Raw genomic sequence first — 21823 nt, forward strand, 5'->3', positions numbered from 1 at the left:
ATAATTCATATTAGTGAGTAATGATGCGGTCGATTTGCTCGTCGTCGCGCAGGGTCAAAATTTCGACCCCATTTTCGGTCACAAGTAGGGTGTGTTCCCACTGGGCACTTAGGCTGCGATCTTTAGTTACCACTGTCCAGTCGTCGGGCAAAACTTTGGAATAACGTTTGCCGGCATTCACCATAGGTTCAATCGTAAAACACATGCCGGCTTGTAACATCTCACCGGTATTGGGTTTGCCATAATGCACGACCTGAGGTTCTTCATGAAAGTTCGCCCCTATACCATGACCACAATATTCCCGCACTATAGAGTAATCATTACTTTGGGCATGTTGCTGAATAACATGGCCTATGTCTCCCAGACGTATCCCAGGGCGCACCATTTTAATGGCCATGTATAAAGATTCCTGAGTGACCCGGATCAACCGCTCAGTCATAATGCTGGGTTTACCCACCACAAACATTTTCGATGTATCGCCGTGGTAACCATCTTTGATCACCGTCACATCGATATTCACGCTATCGCCGTCTTTGAGTTTTTTGTCTGCAGGTATGCCATGACAAATTACATGGTTGACTGAGGTGCAAATGGATTTTGGAAAAGGCGGATTACCATAATGCAGTGGCGCGGGTATGGCCTGTTGATGATTAACGATATAATCGTGACAAATCTGATTTAATTCATCCGTAGTCACGCCTTTTTTTACAAAAGGACCGATCATTTGCAAAACGTCTGCGGCAAGTCTGCCGGCGACGCGCATTTTTTCTATTTCTTGCGCTGTTTTGATGGTAGCTGGCAATTCAATTTCCTAATTTGTTTGGTCTAAAACTAGTGTGACTATATTAGCGTTTAGCGGCGCTGGTGTATAGGGCAGGGATCCTAAACTTGAATAATTCCCGCAGCCGTGGTATAAAGCGCCCCGCTGAAATTAATCATTGTTTACCAATGATTAATTTGCAGCGAAATAATCTTAAATAACACACATACATCGACACACTTTTCGGGGTGTTTGCATAAACGTAACCGTTATACGGTAAACGTTATGCAGATCGAGAATTGGGATGTATGGAGGCCTAACCCCATATAAAGGAAACTAAAATGGCAAATGTATCAATGCGTGATCTGCTCCAAGCAGGCGTTCACTTCGGTCACCAGACTCGTTATTGGAACCCAAAAATGAAACCTTTCATCTTTGGTTCACGTAACAAAGTTCACATCATCAACTTGGAAAAAACCGTTCCAATGTTCAACACTGCGTTGAATTATGTTGGTAGTGTCGCTTCCAAAAAAGGAAAAATCCTTTTTGTAGGCACCAAACGCGCAGCCAGCGATGCCGTGCGTGACGCAGCAATCAAGTGTGACCAATTCTACGTGAATAAACGTTGGTTGGGTGGCATGTTGACTAACTGGAAAACCGTTCGTCAATCAATCAAGCGCTTGAAAGATTTAGAGCAGCAGAGCCAAGATGGAACGTTTGACAAAATCACTAAAAAAGAAGTGTTAATGTTACAACGTGAAATGGCTAAGTTGGAAAACAGCTTAGGTGGGATCAAAAACATGGGTGGTCTTCCGGACGTCCTATTTGTTGTTGACGCCGATCACGAGCACATTGCGATCACCGAAGCACGTAACCTGGGTATCCCAGTTATCTCTATCGTTGATACCAATTCAAACCCGGATGGTGTGGATTACATCATTCCAGGTAACGATGATGCGATCCGTGCCGTTCAATTATATTTGAACACAGCGGCAGACGCGGTTATCGACGGTCGTGAGAAAAATATTGAAGTTCAGGCTGAAGAAGGTGAATTTGTTGAAGCTGCTGAATAATCAGCTGTTCTGCATTCGCTAGACAAGTCTGCTGATACACCCATGTGTATCACGTAAAAATTAAACAGGGGCTGATGCCCCTGTTTTTTAATCTTAAACAGTACCACTTTTTGCTGAGGAAACGACAATGGCAGTGACAGCAGCCCTAGTTAAAGAATTACGCGAGCGTACCGCTGCAGGTATGTTGGATTGTAAAAATGCGTTAGTTGAAGCCAATGGTGACATTGAGCTGGCAATTGAAAATATGCGTAAAAATGGTCAAGCCAAAGCCGCCAAAAAGGCCGGCCGTATTGCCGCCGAAGGCGTGATCCTGACCAAGGTTGCCGACGGCGTGGCAACGATGATCGAATTGAACAGTGAAACAGATTTCGTTGCTCGTGATGACGGTTTTGTTAAATTTGGTCAGCAATTGATCGACGTGGCATCGGCTAACAGAATCAATGACATCGACACCTTAAACAATGCCACAGTTGATGGCGTTAAAGTCAGCGAAGCTCGTGACACCCTGGTTGCCAAGATTGGTGAAAACATTAATCCACGCCGGGTAGTTTCGGTTGAAGGTGACAACCTGGCAGCCTACGTACACGGTGCACGTATCGGCGTTATCGCCATACTGCAAGGTGGTGATGAAGCCTTGGCTAAAGACATTGCCATGCATGTTGCCGCGGCTAGTCCGCAATTTGTCAGACCTGAAGATGTACCGGCTGAAGTTGTTGAAAAAGAAAAAGAAATTCAAATCGACATCGCTATACAGTCAGGCAAGCCAGCGGATATCGCTGAGAAGATGGTTGCAGGTCGTATGAATAAATTCACCGGTGAAGTGAGCCTGACCGGTCAACCTTTCATCAAAGATCCGTCTATGACCGTGGCGCAATTGCTTAAATCAAAAGGTGCTGAAGTCATTAACTTCGTACGTTTTGAAGTGGGTGAAGGTATCGAGAAAAAAGAAGAAAATTTCGCCGCAGAAGTTGCCGCTCAAATGGCTGCCGCTAAGAAATAATTGTGCCATTGGCTTTTGCCAAAAGCTAATGTCATATAAACTACAGGCACCTCAATTTGAGGTGCCTTTTTATATGTGTTTCAAACAGTAAAACGATATAAGTGATTGGCAATTTCAGGGGGGCTGTATCATGCACTCGCATTTGACCTGGTTATATTTTAATTAGTGCTTGTGGCGAGTAAACGACTGTTTTTTGATTGCCTATATCGTTGTACCGATTGTTATTTTGACCCTCATTATTCGTAAAATAAGGAACTGCCAGCCGATGAGTACTGCACCTAAAACTGCCTACCGAAGAATATTATTGAAGCTAAGTGGCGAAGCCTTGATGGGTAAAGAAGGCTTTGGGATCGATCCTAAAGTCCTTGAACGCATGGCCCAAGAAATTAAAGAACTGGTGGAACTTGGCATTCAAGTTGGTCTGGTCATTGGTGGTGGCAATCTGTTTCGTGGCGAAGGTCTGGCGAAAGCGGGCATGAACCGGGTGGTAGGCGACCACATGGGTATGCTGGCTACCGTCATGAACGGCTTGGCGATGCGCGATGCCTTACATCGTGCCTTTGTTAATGCGCGACTTATGTCGGCCATTCCCCTCAACGGTGTGTGTGACGCCTATAATTGGGCAGAAGCGATTAGCTTGCTTAAATCTGGTCGGGTAGTGATTTTTGCTGCCGGTACCGGCAATCCGTTTTTTACCACCGATTCTGCCGCCTGTTTACGTGGCATTGAGATAGAAGCCGATGCCGTGTTAAAGGGCACTAAAGTGGATGGTGTCTATGATTCAGACCCAGCTAAAAACCCCCAGGCGACCCTATATAAACAGCTGAGTTATAGCGAAGTATTGGATAAAGAACTTAAAGTGATGGACTTAGCGGCATTCACCCTGGCTCGGGATCACAATATTCCCATTCGTGTATTTAACATGAATACTCCTGGCTGCTTACGCTCGGTGGTGATGGGTGAAGACGTCGGGACAATCATTTGCCATCCGCAGAAATTAGATAAAAGATAGGAAGAGACATTATGATTGATGACATTAATCTGGACGCGCGTGAGCGCATGGAGAAAAGTATTCTAGCCTTACGTGGGCAGTTTACTAAAATTCGCACGGGTCGTGCTCATCCAAGTTTACTTGATAGCATTATGGTGCCTTATTACGGCGCACCGACACCTTTAAAACAGCTGGCGAATGTTATCGCCGAAGATTCTCGGACGCTGGCACTGACCGTGTTTGACAAAAGTTCGGCCCAGGCCGTAGAAAAAGCCATTATGCAATCGGACTTGGGTTTAAACCCCATGAGTGCCGGGTCTGTGATCCGTATTCCTATGCCTGCGTTGACTGAAGAGCGCCGTAAAAATTTAATTAAAGTGGTTCGCGGCGAAGCTGAACAGGGCCGGGTGGCTATACGTAACATCAGGCGGGATGCCAACAGTGACATCAAAGAGCTGCTCAAAGAAAAGGAAATCAGTGAAGATGACAGTCGTCGCGGTGAAGAGACGATCCAGAAGTCAACTGATGAATTTGTCAAACAGATAGATGAGATTTTGGTTGCCAAAGAACATGAATTAATGGAAGTCTAGTGGCTCACTGAACTATGAATTCAGAATCACTCAGTACCTCAAAATTTGTACCCCAACATGTGGCTATTATCATGGATGGTAATGGCCGTTGGGCAAAAGAAAAAGGCAAAATCCGCACCTTTGGCCATAAAGCCGGGGTAAAGGGGGTGCGAGCCTCGGTGTCGTTCGCCTTGAAAAACGGCATAAAAGCTCTGACCTTGTTCGCCTTTAGCAGCGAAAACTGGAACCGTCCCCAAGAAGAAGTCGGGGTGCTGATGGAACTGTTTAAAATGGTCTTGGTTAGTGAAGTCAAAAAGCTGCATAAGAACAATGTTAGACTTAAAGTCATAGGTGATACCAGCAGATTCGACAAGAAGCTGGTGCAGAAAATTGACGAGGCGGAACAACTTACTCAGCACAATAATGGGCTGGTGCTCAATATCGCCGCCAATTACGGTGGTCGCTGGGATATAGTGTACGCCGCTAAACGTCTCGCCCAGCAAGTAGAAGAGGGCCACATTAACAGTCAGGAAATAGACGAAGAGAAGTTTAATGCCTTGACCTGCCTGGGATCCTTACCCGCCCTGGATTTACTTATTCGCACTGGCGGTGAAACCCGTATCAGTAATTTCTTGTTATGGCAGATTGCTTATGCCGAGCTGTATTTCACCGATACTTATTGGCCAGACTTTGACGAACATGCGTTTCAAATGGCGATCAATGATTTTGCTGACAGACAGCGAAGATATGGGATGACGGGCGAACAGGTCAGCTGATGGCTGTCACTTACGCTGGTTTCTTATCTCTTTTTATAGAGGGCTCACTATGTTGAGACGACTATGTTGAAACAACGAATCTTAACTGCACTTATACTGGCACCGCTGGTATTATTCGCTATTTTGTTCATGCCTATGTTCAGTTTTCAAATGGCGATGACCTTGGTTATGGGGTTGAGCGCGTGGGAATGGGCCAACATGTCCGGTTTTATCACGCCCAAGACTAAAGGTGTTTATACCTCCATCATAGTGGCCATATGCCTGGCCTTTACGTTCTGGGTGCCAGTTGACGCTATTTGGTATCAAGGACAATTGGTCGACGTTTATCACTATGTGTTGGGCATCGCGGCCGTTTGGTGGGCTGTATCCTTGCTCATGATCATCGCTTATCCAAAATTTAGCGCCTTTTGGCGCACGAATCGTGCCATTCAAGGCCTATTTGGAGTATTCACCTTGGTGCCTACCTGGGTAGCGGTAGTGTCACTGCGCACTAGTCTCTACGACGTAGACAGTTTTTACGGTGCTTCATTAATATTTTATGTATTGGGCATAGTATGGGCCGCAGATATCGGTGCCTTTTTTGTCGGAGTTAAGTTTGGTCGACATAAGTTGCGCCCCCGAGTATCGCCGGGTAAAACATTCGAAGGGTTAATGGGCGGGGTTGGGGCTTCATCTTTGATCATTGCTTTTGCCGCGCTGCATTACGCGGTGGATCCCAGCCGCATATGGCTAAATATTTTGATCGGTGGCCTAACGGTAGCCGTTTCAGCACTGGGGGATTTAAATGAAAGTATGCTTAAGCGCTGTGCTGGTATAAAAGACAGCGGTACATTATTACCCGGGCATGGTGGGCTACTGGATCGTATCGATAGCCTCACCGCAGCTTTCCCCGTGTTCGCATTCTGTTACGTGTCGTGGATGGCCTGATGCAAAATATCTGTATCCTGGGGTCAACGGGTTCTATCGGTCAAAGTACTATAGACGTGGTTTTGCGCCATCCTGAGCGATATCGGGTATTTGCTTTAACCGCCAATAACAGTATCAGCCCGTTAATTGAGCAGGCGCGTCTGTGCCAACCTGAATATCTGGTATTGGCCGATGAACTGCAATATGTCCAGGCAAAAAAACAACTGGCGGATGCAGGCTTAAGTTGTCAATTATTGGTTGGCGCCGATGCGCTTGAACAGGTATCCGCTGCCTCGGAAGTCGATATTGTTATGGCCGCTATAGTCGGGGCTGCCGGATTGTTACCCACCCTAGCTGCCGTACGGGCAGGCAAAAAAGTGCTGCTGGCCAATAAAGAGTCTCTGGTAATGTCCGGCGAATTATTTATGAGCCAGGCGCGCAGCAGCCAAGCCCAGCTGTTACCTATTGACAGTGAACACAATGCTATTTTTCAGTGTTTGCCGCAAAATTATCAATATGGGGACTTATGCGCTTCAGGTATCAACAGCATATTGTTAACCGGCTCCGGTGGTCCATTTTTACAGACGCCATTGGACGAGCTGGCAGGTGTGACGCCGGCCCAAGCTTGCGCGCATCCCAATTGGGATATGGGCCAAAAAATATCTGTTGATTCGGCCACCATGATGAATAAAGGGCTGGAATTCATCGAAGCGCGCTGGTTGTTTGGTCTGCAAAGCAAGGATATTCAAGTGGTCTTGCATCCGCAAAGCATTATTCACTCCATGGTGCAGTATCGTGATGGTTCAGTTATAGCCCAGATGGGAAACCCGGATATGCGCACCCCTATTGCCCATGGCTTAGCCTACCCGGAGAGAATTGATTCCGGGGTTGCCCCCTTGGATTTCCAACAATTAGCCGCCTTTAGTTTTTGTTTGCCAGACAAGGCACGCTACCCCAATTTATATTTGGCCATCGAGGCCGGTGACGCCGGCCAGTATGCAACCACTGTCTTAAATGCTGCCAATGAAGTGGCAGTGGCCGCATTTTTGGCCGGTAATATAGGTTTTGGGCACATCGCCCAGGTAAATCAGGAATGCTTGCAACAAACCGCCAGTAGCCACCTAGCGGATATAGATGCCGTTATAGCCTGTGACCAGCAAGCCAGACGAATGGCCTCGCGTATTATTACCAATCTTTCTACTGGAGCTGTGTAAATGTTGTCTTTTTTGTGGACTTTAGGCTCTTTTGTCGTTGCCCTGGGTATTTTGGTGGCGGTGCATGAGTGGGGGCATTTCTGGGTTGCCAGGCGCTGTGGTGTCAAGGTCGAACGTTTCTCCATCGGCTTTGGCAAAGCACTGTGGCGCCGTACCGACAAGTTAGGCACCGAATATGTGATCGCTGCCATTCCTTTGGGAGGCTATGTCAAGATGCTCGATGAACGAGTGGACGATGTCAAACCGGAAGATTTAGCTTTTGCCTTCAATCGCCAGCCTGTGCTCAAACGTATCGCTATCATTGCAGCCGGACCTCTGACCAACTTTGTGTTTGCCATATTCGCCTTGTTTTTGATGTATCTCATTGGGGTGGAATCTGTCAAACCTATGGTGGGAGAGATCAAACAGGACAGTATAGCGAGCATTGCAGACGTACCAGCAGGGGCCATAATAAAAAAAGTCGGTGAGCGGGAAACCCAAGACTGGCAGGCCGTCAACCTTGAGCTGATTTCGCATATTGGCCGGGATCAGATGCAGCTCACCCTGACTTTGCCAAATAGTTCGGTCACACAGACAAAAACGTTAGATATACGGTCTTGGGCCTTTGATCCGGATAAAGACTCCGCTATTAGCAGTTTAGGCTTGTCTGTATACCGTCCCGCGATCTTGAATGTGATAGGCTTAGTGGCCGAAAACTCTGCTGCCCAAGCAATAGGCCTGCAAGTTAAGGATAAAATTCTGCAAGTTGATGGAACTCCAATGGAAAATTGGGAACAAATAGTCAGCTACATTGCGCAAAATCCCAATACCGCTATCGAAATAACGGTATTGCGGGACAACCAAACGGTAAAATTAACTGGAATGGTTGGAACTCGGGAAGATGATGGTAAAGTACTGGGCTATTTGGGCGTCAGCCCAACGCTAGCCCCTTGGCCTGATGGGTTGTTATTTACTCATCAGTATGGTGTGTTAGCCGCGGCGGGACAAGCTACACAGAAGACCTGGCGGCTTATGACCCTTAGCGTTGAGATGTTAGGGAAATTGCTGACAGGCGATGTGTCAGTGAAAAATCTCAGTGGACCCATAGCGATTGCCCAAGGAGCTGGCATGAGTGCGAGTTCGGGTTTAGTGTATTTTTTGAGCTTTTTAGCGTTAATTAGTGTCAATTTGGGAATTATTAACCTTTTACCCATTCCTGTGCTTGATGGTGGCCACTTACTCTATTACTTTATAGAGCTTTTGAGCGGCCGACCTGTACCTGACTCCGTGCAAGAGATTGGCTTTAAGATTGGCGGTTTATTGTTACTGCTGTTTATGAGTATCGCCGTAATAAACGATATTACGCGTTTGTAATTTTATCGGCCAATATGGTCAAAACACAAAATATGTGCGCTTAGGAAGAATTTTATTAAATGAAGTTTAAACAGTTAGTTGTTGCCGGATTCATGCTATCCATTGCTAGCTTCGCAGAGTCGGCTCAAGAAAGTGAATTTATCGTTTCAGACATCAAGGTAGAGGGCTTGCAACGTGTTGCCTTGGGCGCCGCCTTAACATATATGCCGGTAAAAGTCGGTGATGAAATGAACAGCTTTCGTATTGGCCGGATCATCCGTTCGTTATACGCCTCCACTCACTTTGAAAGTATTGAGGTCTTGCGAGATGGCGAGGTATTAGTTGTGCGCGTCAAAGAACGGCCAACGATCAGCAATATCATTTTGGAAGGCAACGATGATATCAAGGATGAACAACTGCAAGAAAGCCTGGATGGCAGCAACATAAGATTGGGAGAGCCGCTGGACAAAACAGTATTAACTTCAATCGAGAATGGCCTGAAGGATTTCTATTACAGCATTGGTAAATATAATGCCGATGTGAGTGCGATCATCACGCCCTTACCGCGCAATCGGGTTGATTTAAAGGTACTGTTTGAGGAAGGCGATGCGGCCAAAATCGAACAAATCAATATAGTGGGTAACGAAGTCTTTGCCGATGATTTGTTATTCGAACAGATGGAACTGAAATTTGATGCACCATGGTGGGACTTCCTATCAGAAACTCGTTATCAGAAACAGACTCTGTCCGGGGACATGGAAACGGTTACCAGTTATTATAAAGACCGGGGTTATTTACGTTTTAGTATAGATTCCACCCAGGTGTCCATGACACCTGAAAAAGCGGGTATTTATATCACCCTTAATGTCGACGAAGGCGAGCAATATAAAGTCTCGGAAGTGGAATTAGTCGGTGATATGCTCGGCCATGAAAATTATTTAAAACTGGTGTTACCTATTACCCCTGGGGAGCTCTATAACCAGGCTGAAGTGACTTATACTGAAGAGTTTATCAGCAAATACCTGGGCCGCTTTGGCTATGCTTACCCCACAGTGACCACCATTCCCGATATTAATGAAGAAAACAAAACCGTGAAATTGACCCTGTCGGTTGATCCGGGCAAACGCATTTACGTGAGACGCATCAATTTTGAAGGCAACTTAGGCACAGCCGATGACGTATTGCGTCAATCAGTTAATCAAATGGAAGGGGCCTGGTTATCAAACGCCACCCTGGAATCGTCGAAAAATTCTTTATCACGTTTGACTTACATGGAAAGTGTGGATTTTGAAACCATTCGTTTGCCGGGTGAAGACGACAAGGTTGATGTTAATTTTACGGTAAAAGAACAAGCCTCAGGCTCGTTTAACGCCGGTATAGGTTACGGTGACAGAACCGGACTGAGCTTGCAGGCAGGGATCCAGCAGGATAACTTCCTAGGTACCGGTAAACGTATCGCGCTTAACCTGAGCACTAATACCTATCAAAAAAGTGCCCAAGTTTCCTATACTGATCCCTATTTCACCATTGACGGTATCAGTCTGGGCGGCTCCATAGGCTACAGTGAATTTGACGGTGAAAATGCCGGTTTCATTCAGTACAACTCCAAGCAATACTCAGTCGGGGGCAACATAGGTTATCCCATAGATGAATTCAACCGCATCAACTTCGGGTTGACGTACAGTAATGTGGAGTTATTCCAAAATACCTCTTATGAACAAACTACGCGTTTCTATAATCAGTTTCTGGATATTAATAACCAAGATGCATCGATAAAATACGAGAGTTTTCTGGCGTCAACGGCATGGACACGCTCGACCTTAAACCGGGGGGTCTTCCCCACTGCAGGTTCGTCCCAGCGCGCTTCTTTCAGTATTACCACGCCAAATTCTGACGTTAATTATTTTAAGACTGAGATAGATACCAAGTTCTATTTTCCGTTATCACAAAATCAGCGCTGGTCAATTTTGGCCCGTTTGAAATTGGGTTATGGTAACGGTTATGGCACGGCCAATGGTGTTGACCAAATATTACCCTTTAACCAAAACTTTGGCGCCGGTGGCAGTGACTCACTGCGGGGATTTGAAAACAATACCGTAGGCCCTCGTGGTGTTCAGTTAACTCCAACAGCATTGCGGGATATTGACGGCAATGTCATTTATGGTAGCCCAGAAACAGATTCTCTGAGCATTTCAACTCGCTCCTTAGGTGGCAATGCCATGGCCCTTGGCGGAATTGAGTTGATAGTGCCTACACCTTTTGTCGAAGCTGACTTTGATAATTCCGTACGTAGTAGCCTGTTCGTGGATGTGGGCAACGTGTGGGATACAGAATTCAGGTACGATAGATATAAAGACCTACAGGTGAATCAGCAATTTAACAATGACCCATTAGCAGATTATAGCGATTACGCTCTGTATAGAGCTTCCGCTGGAGTTTCTGTACAATGGTTGTCACCTATGGGACCCATGGTGTTCAGTTTTTCCAGAGCTATTAAGGAAAGAGAAGGGGATGACATTAAGTTCTTCTCCTTTAATATCGGTCAAACATTTTAAAGCAGTAACGCGAGTTAGCGTTGAACTAGTATCAGAAATAGGAGTTTCTTTTGAAAAAATTTACCAAAAGTTTAGTTGCAGGCGCATTATTTAGTGCCACAGTGTTGAGTTCAGCGGCTATGGCTGAGCAGAAAATTGGTGCCGTAAACGTACAAGGTATCTTCCAGTCAATGCCTCAGGCTGCAACCATTCAACAGGACCTGGCAGCCGAGTTTAAAGATAAAACTGAAGAAGTCAGCCGTCTGGAAAAAGACATTAAGTATTACCTTGAAAAAAATCAGCGGGATGCGGCTACCATGAGCGCCAAAGAAAAATCTGGTTTAGAAACAAAACTTAATGAGTTGCGCGAACAATACAGCGCCAAGGCTCAGCCATTACAACAAGAAGTTCAGGGTCGTTTAAAAGAAGAGCAAAATAAATTGCTGGGTTTTATTAAACAATCCATAGACGTTATTGCCGCCAAAGAAAAATATGACGTGATCTTAAACGCCAATGCCGTGGCATTTATTAATCCTGATCACGATATCTCGAAAAAAGTGTTGGAGCAGGTTAGCAAAGTTAAATAATTAACTTTGCTAACGTTAGAATATTCGCCTAAAAAGGGAAAACATTGAAGCACTCTGTCAGTTTACAAGACTTAGCATTGCACATAGGTGCACAGCTGCACCTGGTGGGCGCAGATAACCAGGATACCGTTATCAATGGTTTATCGACCTTGGCTTCAGCGGGTGATGGTCAGATTTCCTTTTTGTCCAATAGTCGCTATCGTAGCCAGCTTGAAAAAACCGGCGCCCAAGCTGTTATCTTGCAACCTGACGATTTAGCACATTGCCCCTGTACTGCACTGGTAATGGTTAACCCCTATGTGGGGTTTGCTTTGGCCGCGCAGCTATTGGATACCACGCCCAACTCAGCCCAGGGAGTTTCAGCCCAGGCAGTTATTGCCGATGATGTGGAGGTGGGAAAAAACGTCAGTATAGGTCCTTTTGCAGTACTTGAAGCAGGCGTTAAGCTTGGGGACAACGTGCAAATTGGTAGTGGCTGTTTTATCGGTAAAGAGGCTCACATTGGTGCCAATACCAAACTTTGGGCGAATGTCAGCATTTATCACCGGGTTAGATTAGGCCAACATTGCCTGGTGCAAGCGGCCACCGTCATTGGCGCGGATGGTTTCGGTTATGCTAATGATAAAGGCACGTGGATCAAGATCCCGCAGCTGGGTAGCGTTATCATCGGCGATAGGGTCGAGATAGGTGCCAGCACTACCATAGATCGCGGTGCCCTGGATGATACTGTAATAGACAATGGGGTGATTATTGACAATCAATGTCAGATTGCCCACAACGTCGTCATCGGTGAGAACACGGCTATAGCAGCTTGCTCAGTGGTGGCAGGTAGCACTATTATAGGCCGTAATTGTAGTATCGCTGGCTTGGTCGGCATAAACGGACACATCGCCATTTGTGACAACGTGCATATTACTGGCATGAGCATGATCACTAAGAGTATCGATCAGCCTGGGGTTTATTCTTCTGGTATGCCAGCCATTGCCAATCGAGAGTGGCGCAAAAATGCGGCGGTGTTGCGTAATCTTAACACCCTCAATCAGCGTGTCAAAACACTAGAAAAATCGCATTTATAATAAGTAACCCTTACTGGACAGTTACTTTATTGAGGAGATAACCTGTTGGTTAAAAATATAAATCAGCTCGACATTGAAGATATACTCGAGCTTTTGCCCCACCGTTACCCGTTTTTATTGATCGATAGGGTCACCGATTATAGCCTCGGTGAGTCAATTACAGCCTATAAAAATATTACCTTTAATGAGCCATGTTTTACCGGTCATTTCCCCGGTAAACCCATTTTCCCAGGGGTATTGATCCTGGAGGCCTTGGCGCAAGCTGCGGGTGTACTGGGGTTTAAAACCGCGGGTAATAGTGATGATCTGTATTTATACGCAGGCATCGACAAAGCGCGCTTTAAACATCCCGTCGTACCCGGTGATCGTCTCGATATGGTGATCACCTTGATTAAAGAACGCCGGGGGATTTGGAAATTCCATGGTGTCGCCAGCGTCGCAGGTAAAGACGTGTGCGTCGCTGAATTTATGTGTGCCATGCGGAAACTTTAAACGTGATCCATCCATCAGCAGTTATTCATCCCACGGCTAAATTGGCCGACAATGTGAAAGTTGGTCCATTTTGTCTGATCGGGGCTAATGTGGAAATAGGCGCCGATAGCGTTCTGGAATCCCACGTTGTGGTAAAAGGGCACACAACAATTGGTAAGAGTAATCGCTTCTTTCAATTCGGTTCAATTGGTGAAGATTGTCAGGATAAAAAATACGCAGGCGAGCCCACCCAACTGATCATAGGTGACAACAACGTATTTAGGGAATCGGTCACCGTGCACCGGGGTACCGCTCAGGATAAGGCTTTGACCCAGATTGGGTCGGACAATCTATTTATGGCCTATGCCCACGTTGCTCACGACTGCGTGATAGGCGATCACAGCATTTTGGCTAACAACGCCACCCTGGCTGGGCATGTACATGTGGGCGATTGGGTGATATTGGGCGGCATGAGTGCTTATCACCAGTTTTGTCATATCGGCTCCCATAGTTTCGTAGCGGGTGGTGCGATAGTGCTACGAGATGTACCGCCCTACGTTATGATAGGGGGGGACAAAAGTGCTCCCCACGGGATCAACAGTGAAGGTTTAAAACGTCGGGGCTTCGACAAGGACACTATCTTGCAGTTGCGCCGAGCCTATAAGATTTTGTATCGTAACGGCAATCGAGCCGATGAAGCGGTGGAGTTACTCAGGCCGATGGCTAAAGACACGATAGAAGTGAAAATGTTGGCGGATTTTGTGGCCTCCTCAGCAAGAGGTATCGTGCGCTAAATCATGAGCGAACAAGCTATTAGAGTGGGCATAGTGGCCGGAGAAGCCTCTGGTGACATCTTGGCCAGTGGGTTAATTCGCAGTATTAAGCGTCAATACCCCAATGCTACCTTTGAAGGCATTGCGGGGCCGCGTATGCAGGCCCAAGGTTGTACGTCCATTTTCGAAATGGAAGAATTGTCGGTGATGGGACTGGTCGAAGTGCTGACACACCTGCGTCGCCTGTTATTTGTACGCAAGAGTTTGTATGGACATTTCAGAGATAATCCACCGGATATTTTCATCGGGGTTGACGCCCCGGATTTTAACCTGCGTCTTGAACGTCCCCTTAAAAAAATTGGTATCAAAACTGTGCATTATGTCAGCCCAACCGTTTGGGCCTGGCGTGAGAAACGGATCTTTACTATTGGCAAAGCTACTAATCTGGTTTTGAGTATTTTCCCGTTTGAGCAACAGCTCTACGATAAACACCATATACCTTGTCAATATGTGGGCCACACTATGGCTGACGCTATCGCGCTTGTGCCTGATAAGCTGGCTGCGCGCAAATTCCTGGATGTGCAACCGTCTGCTAAGGTCTTGGCCGTATTACCCGGCAGCAGACACAGTGAAGTGGAAATGTTACTGGGTATCTTTATGCAAAGTGCCCTGGGATTAGCACAACATATACCCGAGTTAAGTGTGTTAATTCCCGTGGTCAACAAACAACGTAAACAACAGGTCGAAAGTTACTTACGGGAAAACCCTTTGTCTGTGCGGCACCGGATAGTCATCGGCCATGCCCGTGAGGTGATGATAGCATCAGATGCGGTATTATTGGCCTCAGGTACGGCCACCCTGGAGGCCATGCTGTGTAAACGCCCCATGGTTGCCGCTTATAGATTGAATTGGTTAACCCATCGGATGATGAAGCGCCTTTATAAGGCCAAATATTTTACTTTGCCTAATATATTAGCTGATGAATTGTTGATCCCTGAATTGTTACAAGAAGCGGTTAATCCCGAGAATATTATCGCTAATTTATTGCCCTTTTTTAATGAGGACACAACTGCGACGGACAAACTGGTGCAGCGATTTAGCGAGATACATGAACTTTTAAAACGCGATGCAGACAGCCAAGCAGCCCGAGCGGTTATCGACCTGGTTAGAGCGGATACAAAGGCTAAAATATGACCTACTATATCGCCGGGGTCGATGAAGTCGGCCGTGGGCCATTGGTGGGTGATGTGGTCACGGCCGCGGTGATACTTGACCCAAACAAACCTATAATCGGTCTTGCGGACTCGAAAAAACTGTCTGCGAAAAAACGCGATGGTCTGTTTATACAAATCACTGAACGTGCCTTGGCCTGGTCTGTTGGCAGAGCCTCACCCCAAGAAATTGATCAGTTGAATATATTGCATGCCACTATGCTTGCGATGAAAAGGGCTGTACAAGGGTTATCTATCCAGCCCCATCATGTCAGGGTGGACGGCAATCGCTGCCCGGACTGGCACTATTCCAGTGAAGCAGTCATTCAAGGTGACAGTTTGTTTGCTGACATTTCCGCAGCCTCTATTATTGCTAAAGTGACCCGGGACGCAGAAATGCTAGCCCTGGATTTACGTTACCCTGCTTATGGTTTTGCCCAACATAAGGGTTATCCCACTAAACTACATATGCAAAAACTTGCACAACTCGGCCCTCTGGCCGAGTATCGTATGAGTTTTAAGCCTGTTCAGCAGTCACTTGTGAACCGCCATGGACAACTAGCAGGAAAATAAATGTCTGAATGCAACTTTGTGCACCTCAGGATGCACAGTGATTATTCCATGCTTGACGGTCTGAATAAGATCAAGCCACTTATCGCCCATGTTAAATCCCTGAATATGCCAGCCGTGGCGCTTACCGATCAAATGAATATGTGTGGCCTGGTTAAATTTTATAGCCAAGCCCATGCCAATGGCATCAAACCTATTATTGGCACCGATTTTTGGGTGCAATCGGCAGCCCTGGAAGGGGCTGTTTTTCGTCTTACTTTATTGGCCACCAACAACAAGGGTTATAAAAATATAACCCTATTGATTTCCAAGGCGTACTTGCGAGGCAGTATTGAAGACAAAGCGGTCATCGATCAACAGTGGCTGGTAGAACACAGTGAAGGGGTGATTATTCTCTCCGGCGGCCGCTTAGGCGACCTGGGCGTCTTTTTAACCAAAGGTAATGTACCCGCCGCCCAGCAAGTTACCCAGTTCTATCAACAGCATTTTGCTAACCGTTTTTATATCGAACTGACCCGCACAGGTCGTCCAGGGGAAGAGGAATATTTACATCGCGCCGTGAAATGGGCCAGTGAACATGACTTGCCTGTGGTGGCAACCAACGAAGTGTGTTTTATTGCTCCTGAGGGCTTTGACGCCCATGAAATCCGGGTGGCTATCCATGATGGATTTACTCTCAATGATCCACGTCGGCCTAAGCTTTACAGCGAGCAACAATATCTGCGTAGTAGCGAAGAAATGCTTGAGCTGTTTGCCGATATCCCGGAAGCGATTCAAAACACGGTGGAAATTGCTAAACGTTGCAATGTTACTGTCTTACTGGGTACCTATTTTTTGCCGGACTTCCCCACAGGGGATATGTCCATCGCCGATTTTTTAGTAAAAGTATCCGAAGAAGGGCTGGAAAAACGCCTCGAATTTTTGTTCCCCGAGCAAGAAAAACGCATGGCTGCTCGTCCTTCTTACGACGAACGTTTGAAGATAGAGCTGGTGGTGATCAACCAGATGGGATTCCCGGGTTATTTCCTGATCGTTATGGAATTTATCCAGTGGAGTAAGGACAACGGCATTCCCGTAGGCCCAGGGCGTGGGTCAGGCGCAGGCTCATTGGTAGCATATGCTTTGGGGATCACCGATCTGGATCCGCTGCAGTTCGATTTGCTGTTTGAGCGTTTTTTGAATCCCGAGCGGGTATCCATGCCGGATTTCGACGTCGATTTTTGTATGGACAGGCGAGACGAGGTTATCGATCATGTCTCGCAATTATATGGTCGAGACGCGGTATCCCAGATCATTACATTTGGTACCATGGCCGCTAAAGCTGTGGTGCGAGATGTGGGACGGGTCTTGGGTCATCCTTATGGTTTTGTTGATCGCATATCCAAGCTGATCCCCCCCACACCGGGCATGACCTTGGCTAAGGCTTTTGAAGAAGAGCCGCGTCTGCCGGAACTTTATGCCCAGGACGAAGACGTTAAAGATCTGATCGACATGGCGCGTATCCTGGAAGGGGTTACTCGAAATGCCGGTAAACACGCAGGTGGCGTGGTTATCGCACCCAATAAGATCACTGATTTTGCGCCTCTGTATTGTGACAATGAAGGCAAAAATCCGGTTACCCAGTTTGATAAAAATGACGTGGAAACCGCCGGACTAGTGAAGTTCGATTTTTTGGGGTTGCGCACCCTGACTATCATTCAATGGGCCATCGATATGATTGCCAGTGGCCGTGGGGTCAACATTGATATCACTGCTATTCCATTGGTTGATGCCAAGTGTTTTCAACTATTGCAGCGCTCAGAAACTACAGCCGTTTTTCAGCTTGAATCCCGGGGCATGAAAGATCTGATCAAGCGCCTCAAACCCGATAGCTTTGAAGATATTATCGCCTTGGTTGCCTTGTTCCGACCCGGTCCATTGCAGTCCGGTATGGTCGATAACTTTATTGATCGTAAACACGGCCGGGAAGAAATCTCTTATCCCGATGCCAAGTATCAACACGAATGTTTAAAAGAAATACTGCAACCCACTTACGGTATTATCCTGTATCAGGAACAGGTCATGCAGATTGCCCAGGAAATGTCAGGGTACAGCCTGGGGGGGGCAGATTTATTGCGCCGGGCAATGGGCAAGAAAAAACCCGAAGAGATGGCCAAACAACGGGAATCCTTCGAAACCGGAGCTAAAGATAACAATATCGATCCGGAGTTAGCGATCAAGATTTTCGACCTGGTAGAAAAGTTTGCCGGTTACGGTTTTAACAAGTCCCACTCCGCGGCTTATGCCTTGGTATCCTACCAAACCTTGTGGCTTAAAACCCATTATCCCGCCGAGTTTATGGCCGCTGTTATGTCAGCGGATATGGATAATACCGACAAAATTGTGACGTTGGTGGATGAGTGTCAACGTATGGGGATCACCCTTTTACCCCCTGACGTTAACGCCGGTAGTTATAAATTTACCGTGGATGCAGAAGGTCGCATTGTGTATGGCATAGGTGCAATTAAAGGGGTAGGTGAAGGTCCCATAGAGGCGATTATTTCAGCTCGAGAGGTGCATCATAAATTTACTGATTTGTTTGATTTTTGTGCCAAAGTGGATATCAAAAAGATCAATAAACGAATTCTTGAAAAACTGGTCTATGCTGGCGCACTGGATACGCTCGGACCCCACCGTGCATCGATTATGGCAACCCTGCCCGATGCCATAGCCGCTGCTGACCAGCATGCAAAGGCAGAATCCCATGGTCAATCGGATATGTTTGGTTTATTGACCACCGAGCCTGAGCAGGTTCAACAAGCTTTTGCCAATGTGTCAAAATGGCCGGAAAAGGTCTGGCTGGATGGTGAGAAACTTACCCTTGGACTATATTTAACCGGTCACCCTATTAATCAGTATCTTGAAGAAATAAAACATTATTCCACCGGACGACTGATCGATCTCAAACCCACTAATAAGGATCAAATGTCTTTTGCAGTTGGTCTGGTTTTAGGGGTGCGGGTGATGACCAACAAACGTGGGCGAAGATGGGCCATCGTTACCTTGGATGATAAAAGTGCTAGAATTGATGCGCGTTTTTTCCCAGATTTATTTGAACAATACGAAGAAATACTGCAACCTGACAAGATCTTGCTGATAAGTGGACAGGTCAGCTTTGATGATTTCTCCGGGGGCAATACAATAGCCGCCCGCGACGCCATGGATATAGTCCAGGCCAGGGAGAAAAACGTCAAATGTTTAAGCATGCAACTTGAGTCCGACTGGTGTAATGAAACAACAGTCGCTAAACTGCAAACAATATTGGCCCCTTTCCAAGGTGGCAGTTGTCCAGTACAAACCAGGATCACACATCCTGATGTAGAAGTTTCTTTAGCCTTTGGTGTCCAGTGGTATGTTACCCCTGAAGACCAACTGCTGTTTGAATTGCAGCAACTGTTGGGAACACAACAGGTATCGCTGGAATTCCATTGATTTAAACGGACAATCCGTTAGTTAACAAATAATAAATTAGGTGTGGAATGAGCTTGAACTTTTTGGATTTCGAAAAACCGATCGCCGATCTCGAAGCTAAGATCGAAGGTTTGCGTCAGGTAAATCAGGGCGGTGAATTTGACATTAGCATTGAAGAAGAAATTACCAAGCTAAGAGAAAAAAGCGCTGAGATGAGCAAAAAGATCTTTGCGGACCTAGGAGCTTGGCAGGTTTCGCAATTAGCCCGCCACCCCATGCGACCTTATACCCTGGATTATATACCACGTATATTTACCGACTTCGACGAGTTGGCCGGTGATCGTGCCTTTGCTGATGACAAGGCCATATTGGGTGGTTTGGCCATGTTGGACGAGCAGCCAGTCATGGTTATCGGTCACCAAAAAGGTCGGGATACCAAAGAAAAGATCAAACGTAATTTTGGTATGCCTAAACCCGAAGGCTATCGAAAAGCCTTGCGTTTGATGCAAACCGCCGAGCGCTTTCATTTGCCGATTATTACCTTTATCGATACGCCAGGAGCCTACCCCGGGGTAGGTGCGGAGGAGCGAGGACAGAGTGAGGCCATTGCCCGTAACCTCAAGGTTATGGCTGGTTTGAAAGTGCCGATCATCTGTACCGTTATCGGTGAAGGGGGATCGGGCGGCGCCTTGGCGATCGGTGTGGGGGATAGGGTCAACATGTTACAGTACAGTACCTATTCTGTTATCTCTCCCGAGGGCTGTGCTTCCATTTTATGGAAAAGTGCCGATAAGGCCGCCGTTGCCGCTGAAGCCATGGGCGTGGCTGCTGGGCAAATAAAAGAGTTAGGTTTGATAAATAGCATAGTCGAAGAACCTTTGGGGGGAGCCCATAGGGATCATGATTCTGCCGCGGCCAACCTCAAAGCCACCCTTAAACAACAACTGGCTCAGTTACAAACCTTAAGTATTCATGATTTACTTGAGCAACGTTACGAGCGTTTAATGTCATTCGGTTATTGTTAAGCGAGTTGTTGCGGGTAGCAAACAAGTATTAGGGGAAATTGCGACCACGGAGGGTGTAGAGCCCCTGGTCGCTCGGTTAACATTTATTTTATGAGCCTCATCGAACATATACAGCAACAAGTCTCAGCACTGTTGGCTGAGCTACCTCCACAATCCCGGTTATCTCTTGTGGTGGCCTTTAGCGGTGGTGTTGATTCCCATGTTTTGTTGCACGCCCTGGCTAGCCTAAAAGCGCACCAAGGCAGCACCCAGCCCGTGTTACCAGATTTCGAATTAAGCGCCATCCATATCCATCATGGTTTAAACCCCAAAGCAGATGCCTGGCAGCAGCATTGTCAAAAGGTTTGCAGTCAGTTGCGGGTTGTGTTTCACAGCGCCCAGGTCAAGGTTACCAAACAGTCACGGCATAGCCTGGAGGCTCTGGCCAGGCAAGCCCGGTACAGCAAATTAATTGAGCTGGCGCCGTCCCAGAGTATTATCGTCCTAGGGCAACATCAGGATGATCAGCTCGAAACCGTCTTGCTGCAACTTAAACGCGGTGCGGGGCCAAAAGGTTTATCGGGCATGGCTCGCCTGACCGCCAGTAAAAATGAGGCGGCGGTAGGGGCGAGATTATTCCGACCATTACTGAATTGCACTCAGCAACAGATCCTGGCTTATGCCCGCCAGTATAACCTGAGCTGGCAGGAAGACGATTCCAATCAAAATACCGATTTTGAACGCAACTTTTTGCGTCATCAAATTCTGCCCCTGTTAACTGACCGCTGGCCTCGGTTGGCCCACTCGGTCGCTCGTAGTGCCCAATTATGTGCTGAGCAACAAGCATTATTGGATGAAGTGTGTGAGCAAAAACTGGCAGAACTTTGTGCTGATGATAACTCTTTGGATTTATCTCAACTGCATTTACTCAGCGAAACTTGGCAAAAACAGCTCATCAGAACATGGCTGGCCAAGCAAGAGGTGCAAAGTCCGTCCCAGGCGATTTTGCAGCAACTTATCAGGCAGTTGTCTGATGCAGCACAAGACGCCAACCTCCTGATACAATGGCAAAACTGGCAATGCAGACGTTTTCATCAGCGCTTATACTTGCTGCCCTTGTCAGCGGATTTATCTGGCACCCGTTTAGTTTTCGGCGACAAAGATGAATTGCAATTACCCCAACGATTAGGCTGTTTATATTTAGTTCGGGGGGACTTGCACGGCGATCAATCTGCAAATTTCATCACCTTTATGGGCGACAAAAATCAGCTGCAGGTGTGTTTTGGCGGCTACGGTATTAAATTTAAACCTGCCCACAGCAGCTATAGCAAGCCGCTTAAACAATGGTTCAAGCTATGGGAAATCCCCCCTTGGCAACGGGATAAAGTGGCTATTATCAAACACGATGGTTATATCCTTGGGGTGGTCGTCGAGGGAAAATTGATTGCAAGGGAGCCATGCCCTAAAGGGGGAGATCAAACCCTAAAACTGACGTATAGTGCTGATTTGAAATAGTGACGCTTGTA

Annotated in this window: 19 protein-coding genes; 18 read left to right on the forward strand and 1 reads right to left on the reverse strand. The window is 46.8% G+C overall.

Translation table 11 applies throughout. The annotated features are described in order from the left end of the window. Positions 1 to 10: 10 nt before the first annotated feature. Complete coding sequence (gene map / locus AC3RV5_RS06065; RefSeq protein WP_489731063.1) at positions 11 to 802, reverse strand: type I methionyl aminopeptidase; 792 nt, start codon at positions 800 to 802, stop codon at positions 11 to 13. 299 nt (positions 803 to 1101) lie between these two features. On the opposite strand from map, the gene rpsB reads away from it, so the two are divergent. From rpsB to tilS, 18 genes are all read left to right on the forward strand, one after another. Next, the gene (gene rpsB, locus AC3RV5_RS06070) at positions 1102 to 1833 is read left to right on the forward strand and encodes a 30S ribosomal protein S2 (RefSeq protein WP_489731064.1); all 732 of its coding nucleotides are present in this window, start codon (positions 1102 to 1104) and stop codon (positions 1831 to 1833) included. Between the two features lie 127 nt (positions 1834 to 1960). Then, complete coding sequence (tsf, locus tag AC3RV5_RS06075; RefSeq protein ID WP_489731065.1) at positions 1961 to 2833, forward strand: translation elongation factor Ts; 873 nt, start codon at positions 1961 to 1963, stop codon at positions 2831 to 2833. A gap of 265 nt (positions 2834 to 3098) precedes the next feature. Then, positions 3099 to 3845, forward strand: a complete 747-nt coding sequence (gene pyrH / locus AC3RV5_RS06080) for a UMP kinase (RefSeq protein WP_489731066.1) — start codon at positions 3099 to 3101, stop codon at positions 3843 to 3845. A gap of 11 nt (positions 3846 to 3856) precedes the next feature. Beyond that, positions 3857 to 4414, forward strand: coding sequence for a ribosome recycling factor (gene frr / locus AC3RV5_RS06085; protein WP_489731067.1), 558 nt, complete (start codon positions 3857 to 3859; stop codon positions 4412 to 4414). Between the two features lie 14 nt (positions 4415 to 4428). Continuing rightward, complete coding sequence (gene uppS, locus AC3RV5_RS06090; protein ID WP_489731068.1) at positions 4429 to 5169, forward strand: polyprenyl diphosphate synthase; 741 nt, start codon at positions 4429 to 4431, stop codon at positions 5167 to 5169. 63 nt (positions 5170 to 5232) lie between these two features. Beyond that, positions 5233 to 6096, forward strand: coding sequence for a phosphatidate cytidylyltransferase (locus AC3RV5_RS06095; protein WP_489731069.1), 864 nt, complete (start codon positions 5233 to 5235; stop codon positions 6094 to 6096). After that, entirely contained in the window at positions 6096 to 7289 is a 1194-nt protein-coding gene (ispC, locus tag AC3RV5_RS06100) for a 1-deoxy-D-xylulose-5-phosphate reductoisomerase (protein WP_489731070.1), read from the forward strand. The genes AC3RV5_RS06095 and ispC overlap by 1 nt, the downstream gene beginning before the upstream one ends. Continuing rightward, complete coding sequence (rseP, locus tag AC3RV5_RS06105) at positions 7290 to 8642, forward strand: sigma E protease regulator RseP (protein ID WP_489731071.1); 1353 nt, start codon at positions 7290 to 7292, stop codon at positions 8640 to 8642. 59 nt (positions 8643 to 8701) lie between these two features. Continuing rightward, positions 8702 to 11176 carry an outer membrane protein assembly factor BamA gene (gene bamA / locus AC3RV5_RS06110; RefSeq protein ID WP_489731072.1) on the forward strand — a complete coding sequence of 825 codons (2475 nt, stop codon included), beginning with the start codon at positions 8702 to 8704 and terminating at the stop codon, positions 11174 to 11176. 50 nt (positions 11177 to 11226) lie between these two features. Then, positions 11227 to 11742, forward strand: coding sequence for an OmpH family outer membrane protein (locus AC3RV5_RS06115; RefSeq protein WP_489731073.1), 516 nt, complete (start codon positions 11227 to 11229; stop codon positions 11740 to 11742). Positions 11743 to 11786: 44 nt separating this feature from the next. Next, entirely contained in the window at positions 11787 to 12818 is a 1032-nt protein-coding gene (gene lpxD / locus AC3RV5_RS06120) for a UDP-3-O-(3-hydroxymyristoyl)glucosamine N-acyltransferase (protein ID WP_489731074.1), read from the forward strand. 45 nt (positions 12819 to 12863) lie between these two features. Continuing rightward, the gene (gene fabZ, locus AC3RV5_RS06125; protein WP_489731075.1) at positions 12864 to 13310 is read left to right on the forward strand and encodes a 3-hydroxyacyl-ACP dehydratase FabZ; all 447 of its coding nucleotides are present in this window, start codon (positions 12864 to 12866) and stop codon (positions 13308 to 13310) included. Positions 13311 to 13312: 2 nt separating this feature from the next. Further along, positions 13313 to 14083 (forward strand): acyl-ACP--UDP-N-acetylglucosamine O-acyltransferase, encoded by a 771-nt coding sequence (lpxA, locus tag AC3RV5_RS06130; RefSeq protein ID WP_489731076.1) that lies wholly within the window; start codon positions 13313 to 13315, stop codon positions 14081 to 14083. A gap of 3 nt (positions 14084 to 14086) precedes the next feature. After that, positions 14087 to 15256 carry a lipid-A-disaccharide synthase gene (gene lpxB / locus AC3RV5_RS06135; protein ID WP_489731077.1) on the forward strand — a complete coding sequence of 390 codons (1170 nt, stop codon included), beginning with the start codon at positions 14087 to 14089 and terminating at the stop codon, positions 15254 to 15256. After that, entirely contained in the window at positions 15253 to 15846 is a 594-nt protein-coding gene (rnhB, locus tag AC3RV5_RS06140; protein WP_489731078.1) for a ribonuclease HII, read from the forward strand. Before lpxB ends, rnhB begins: the two co-directional genes overlap by 4 nt. Then, positions 15847 to 19314: a DNA polymerase III subunit alpha gene (dnaE, locus tag AC3RV5_RS06145; RefSeq protein WP_489731079.1), complete on the forward strand. Its 3468-nt coding sequence runs from the start codon at positions 15847 to 15849 to the stop codon at positions 19312 to 19314. It begins immediately after the preceding gene. A 47-nt stretch (positions 19315 to 19361) separates the two neighbouring features. Next, a complete protein-coding gene (gene accA, locus AC3RV5_RS06150; protein WP_489731080.1) occupies positions 19362 to 20318 on the forward strand; it encodes an acetyl-CoA carboxylase carboxyl transferase subunit alpha in 957 nt (318 codons plus the stop codon). Positions 20319 to 20408: 90 nt separating this feature from the next. Then, on the forward strand, positions 20409 to 21812 hold the full coding sequence (gene tilS, locus AC3RV5_RS06155; protein WP_489731081.1) for a tRNA lysidine(34) synthetase TilS: 1404 nt from the start codon (positions 20409 to 20411) through the stop codon (positions 21810 to 21812). Positions 21813 to 21823: the final 11 nt, after the last annotated feature.

The organism is Paraglaciecola sp. IT1134 (genome assembly GCF_058068185.1).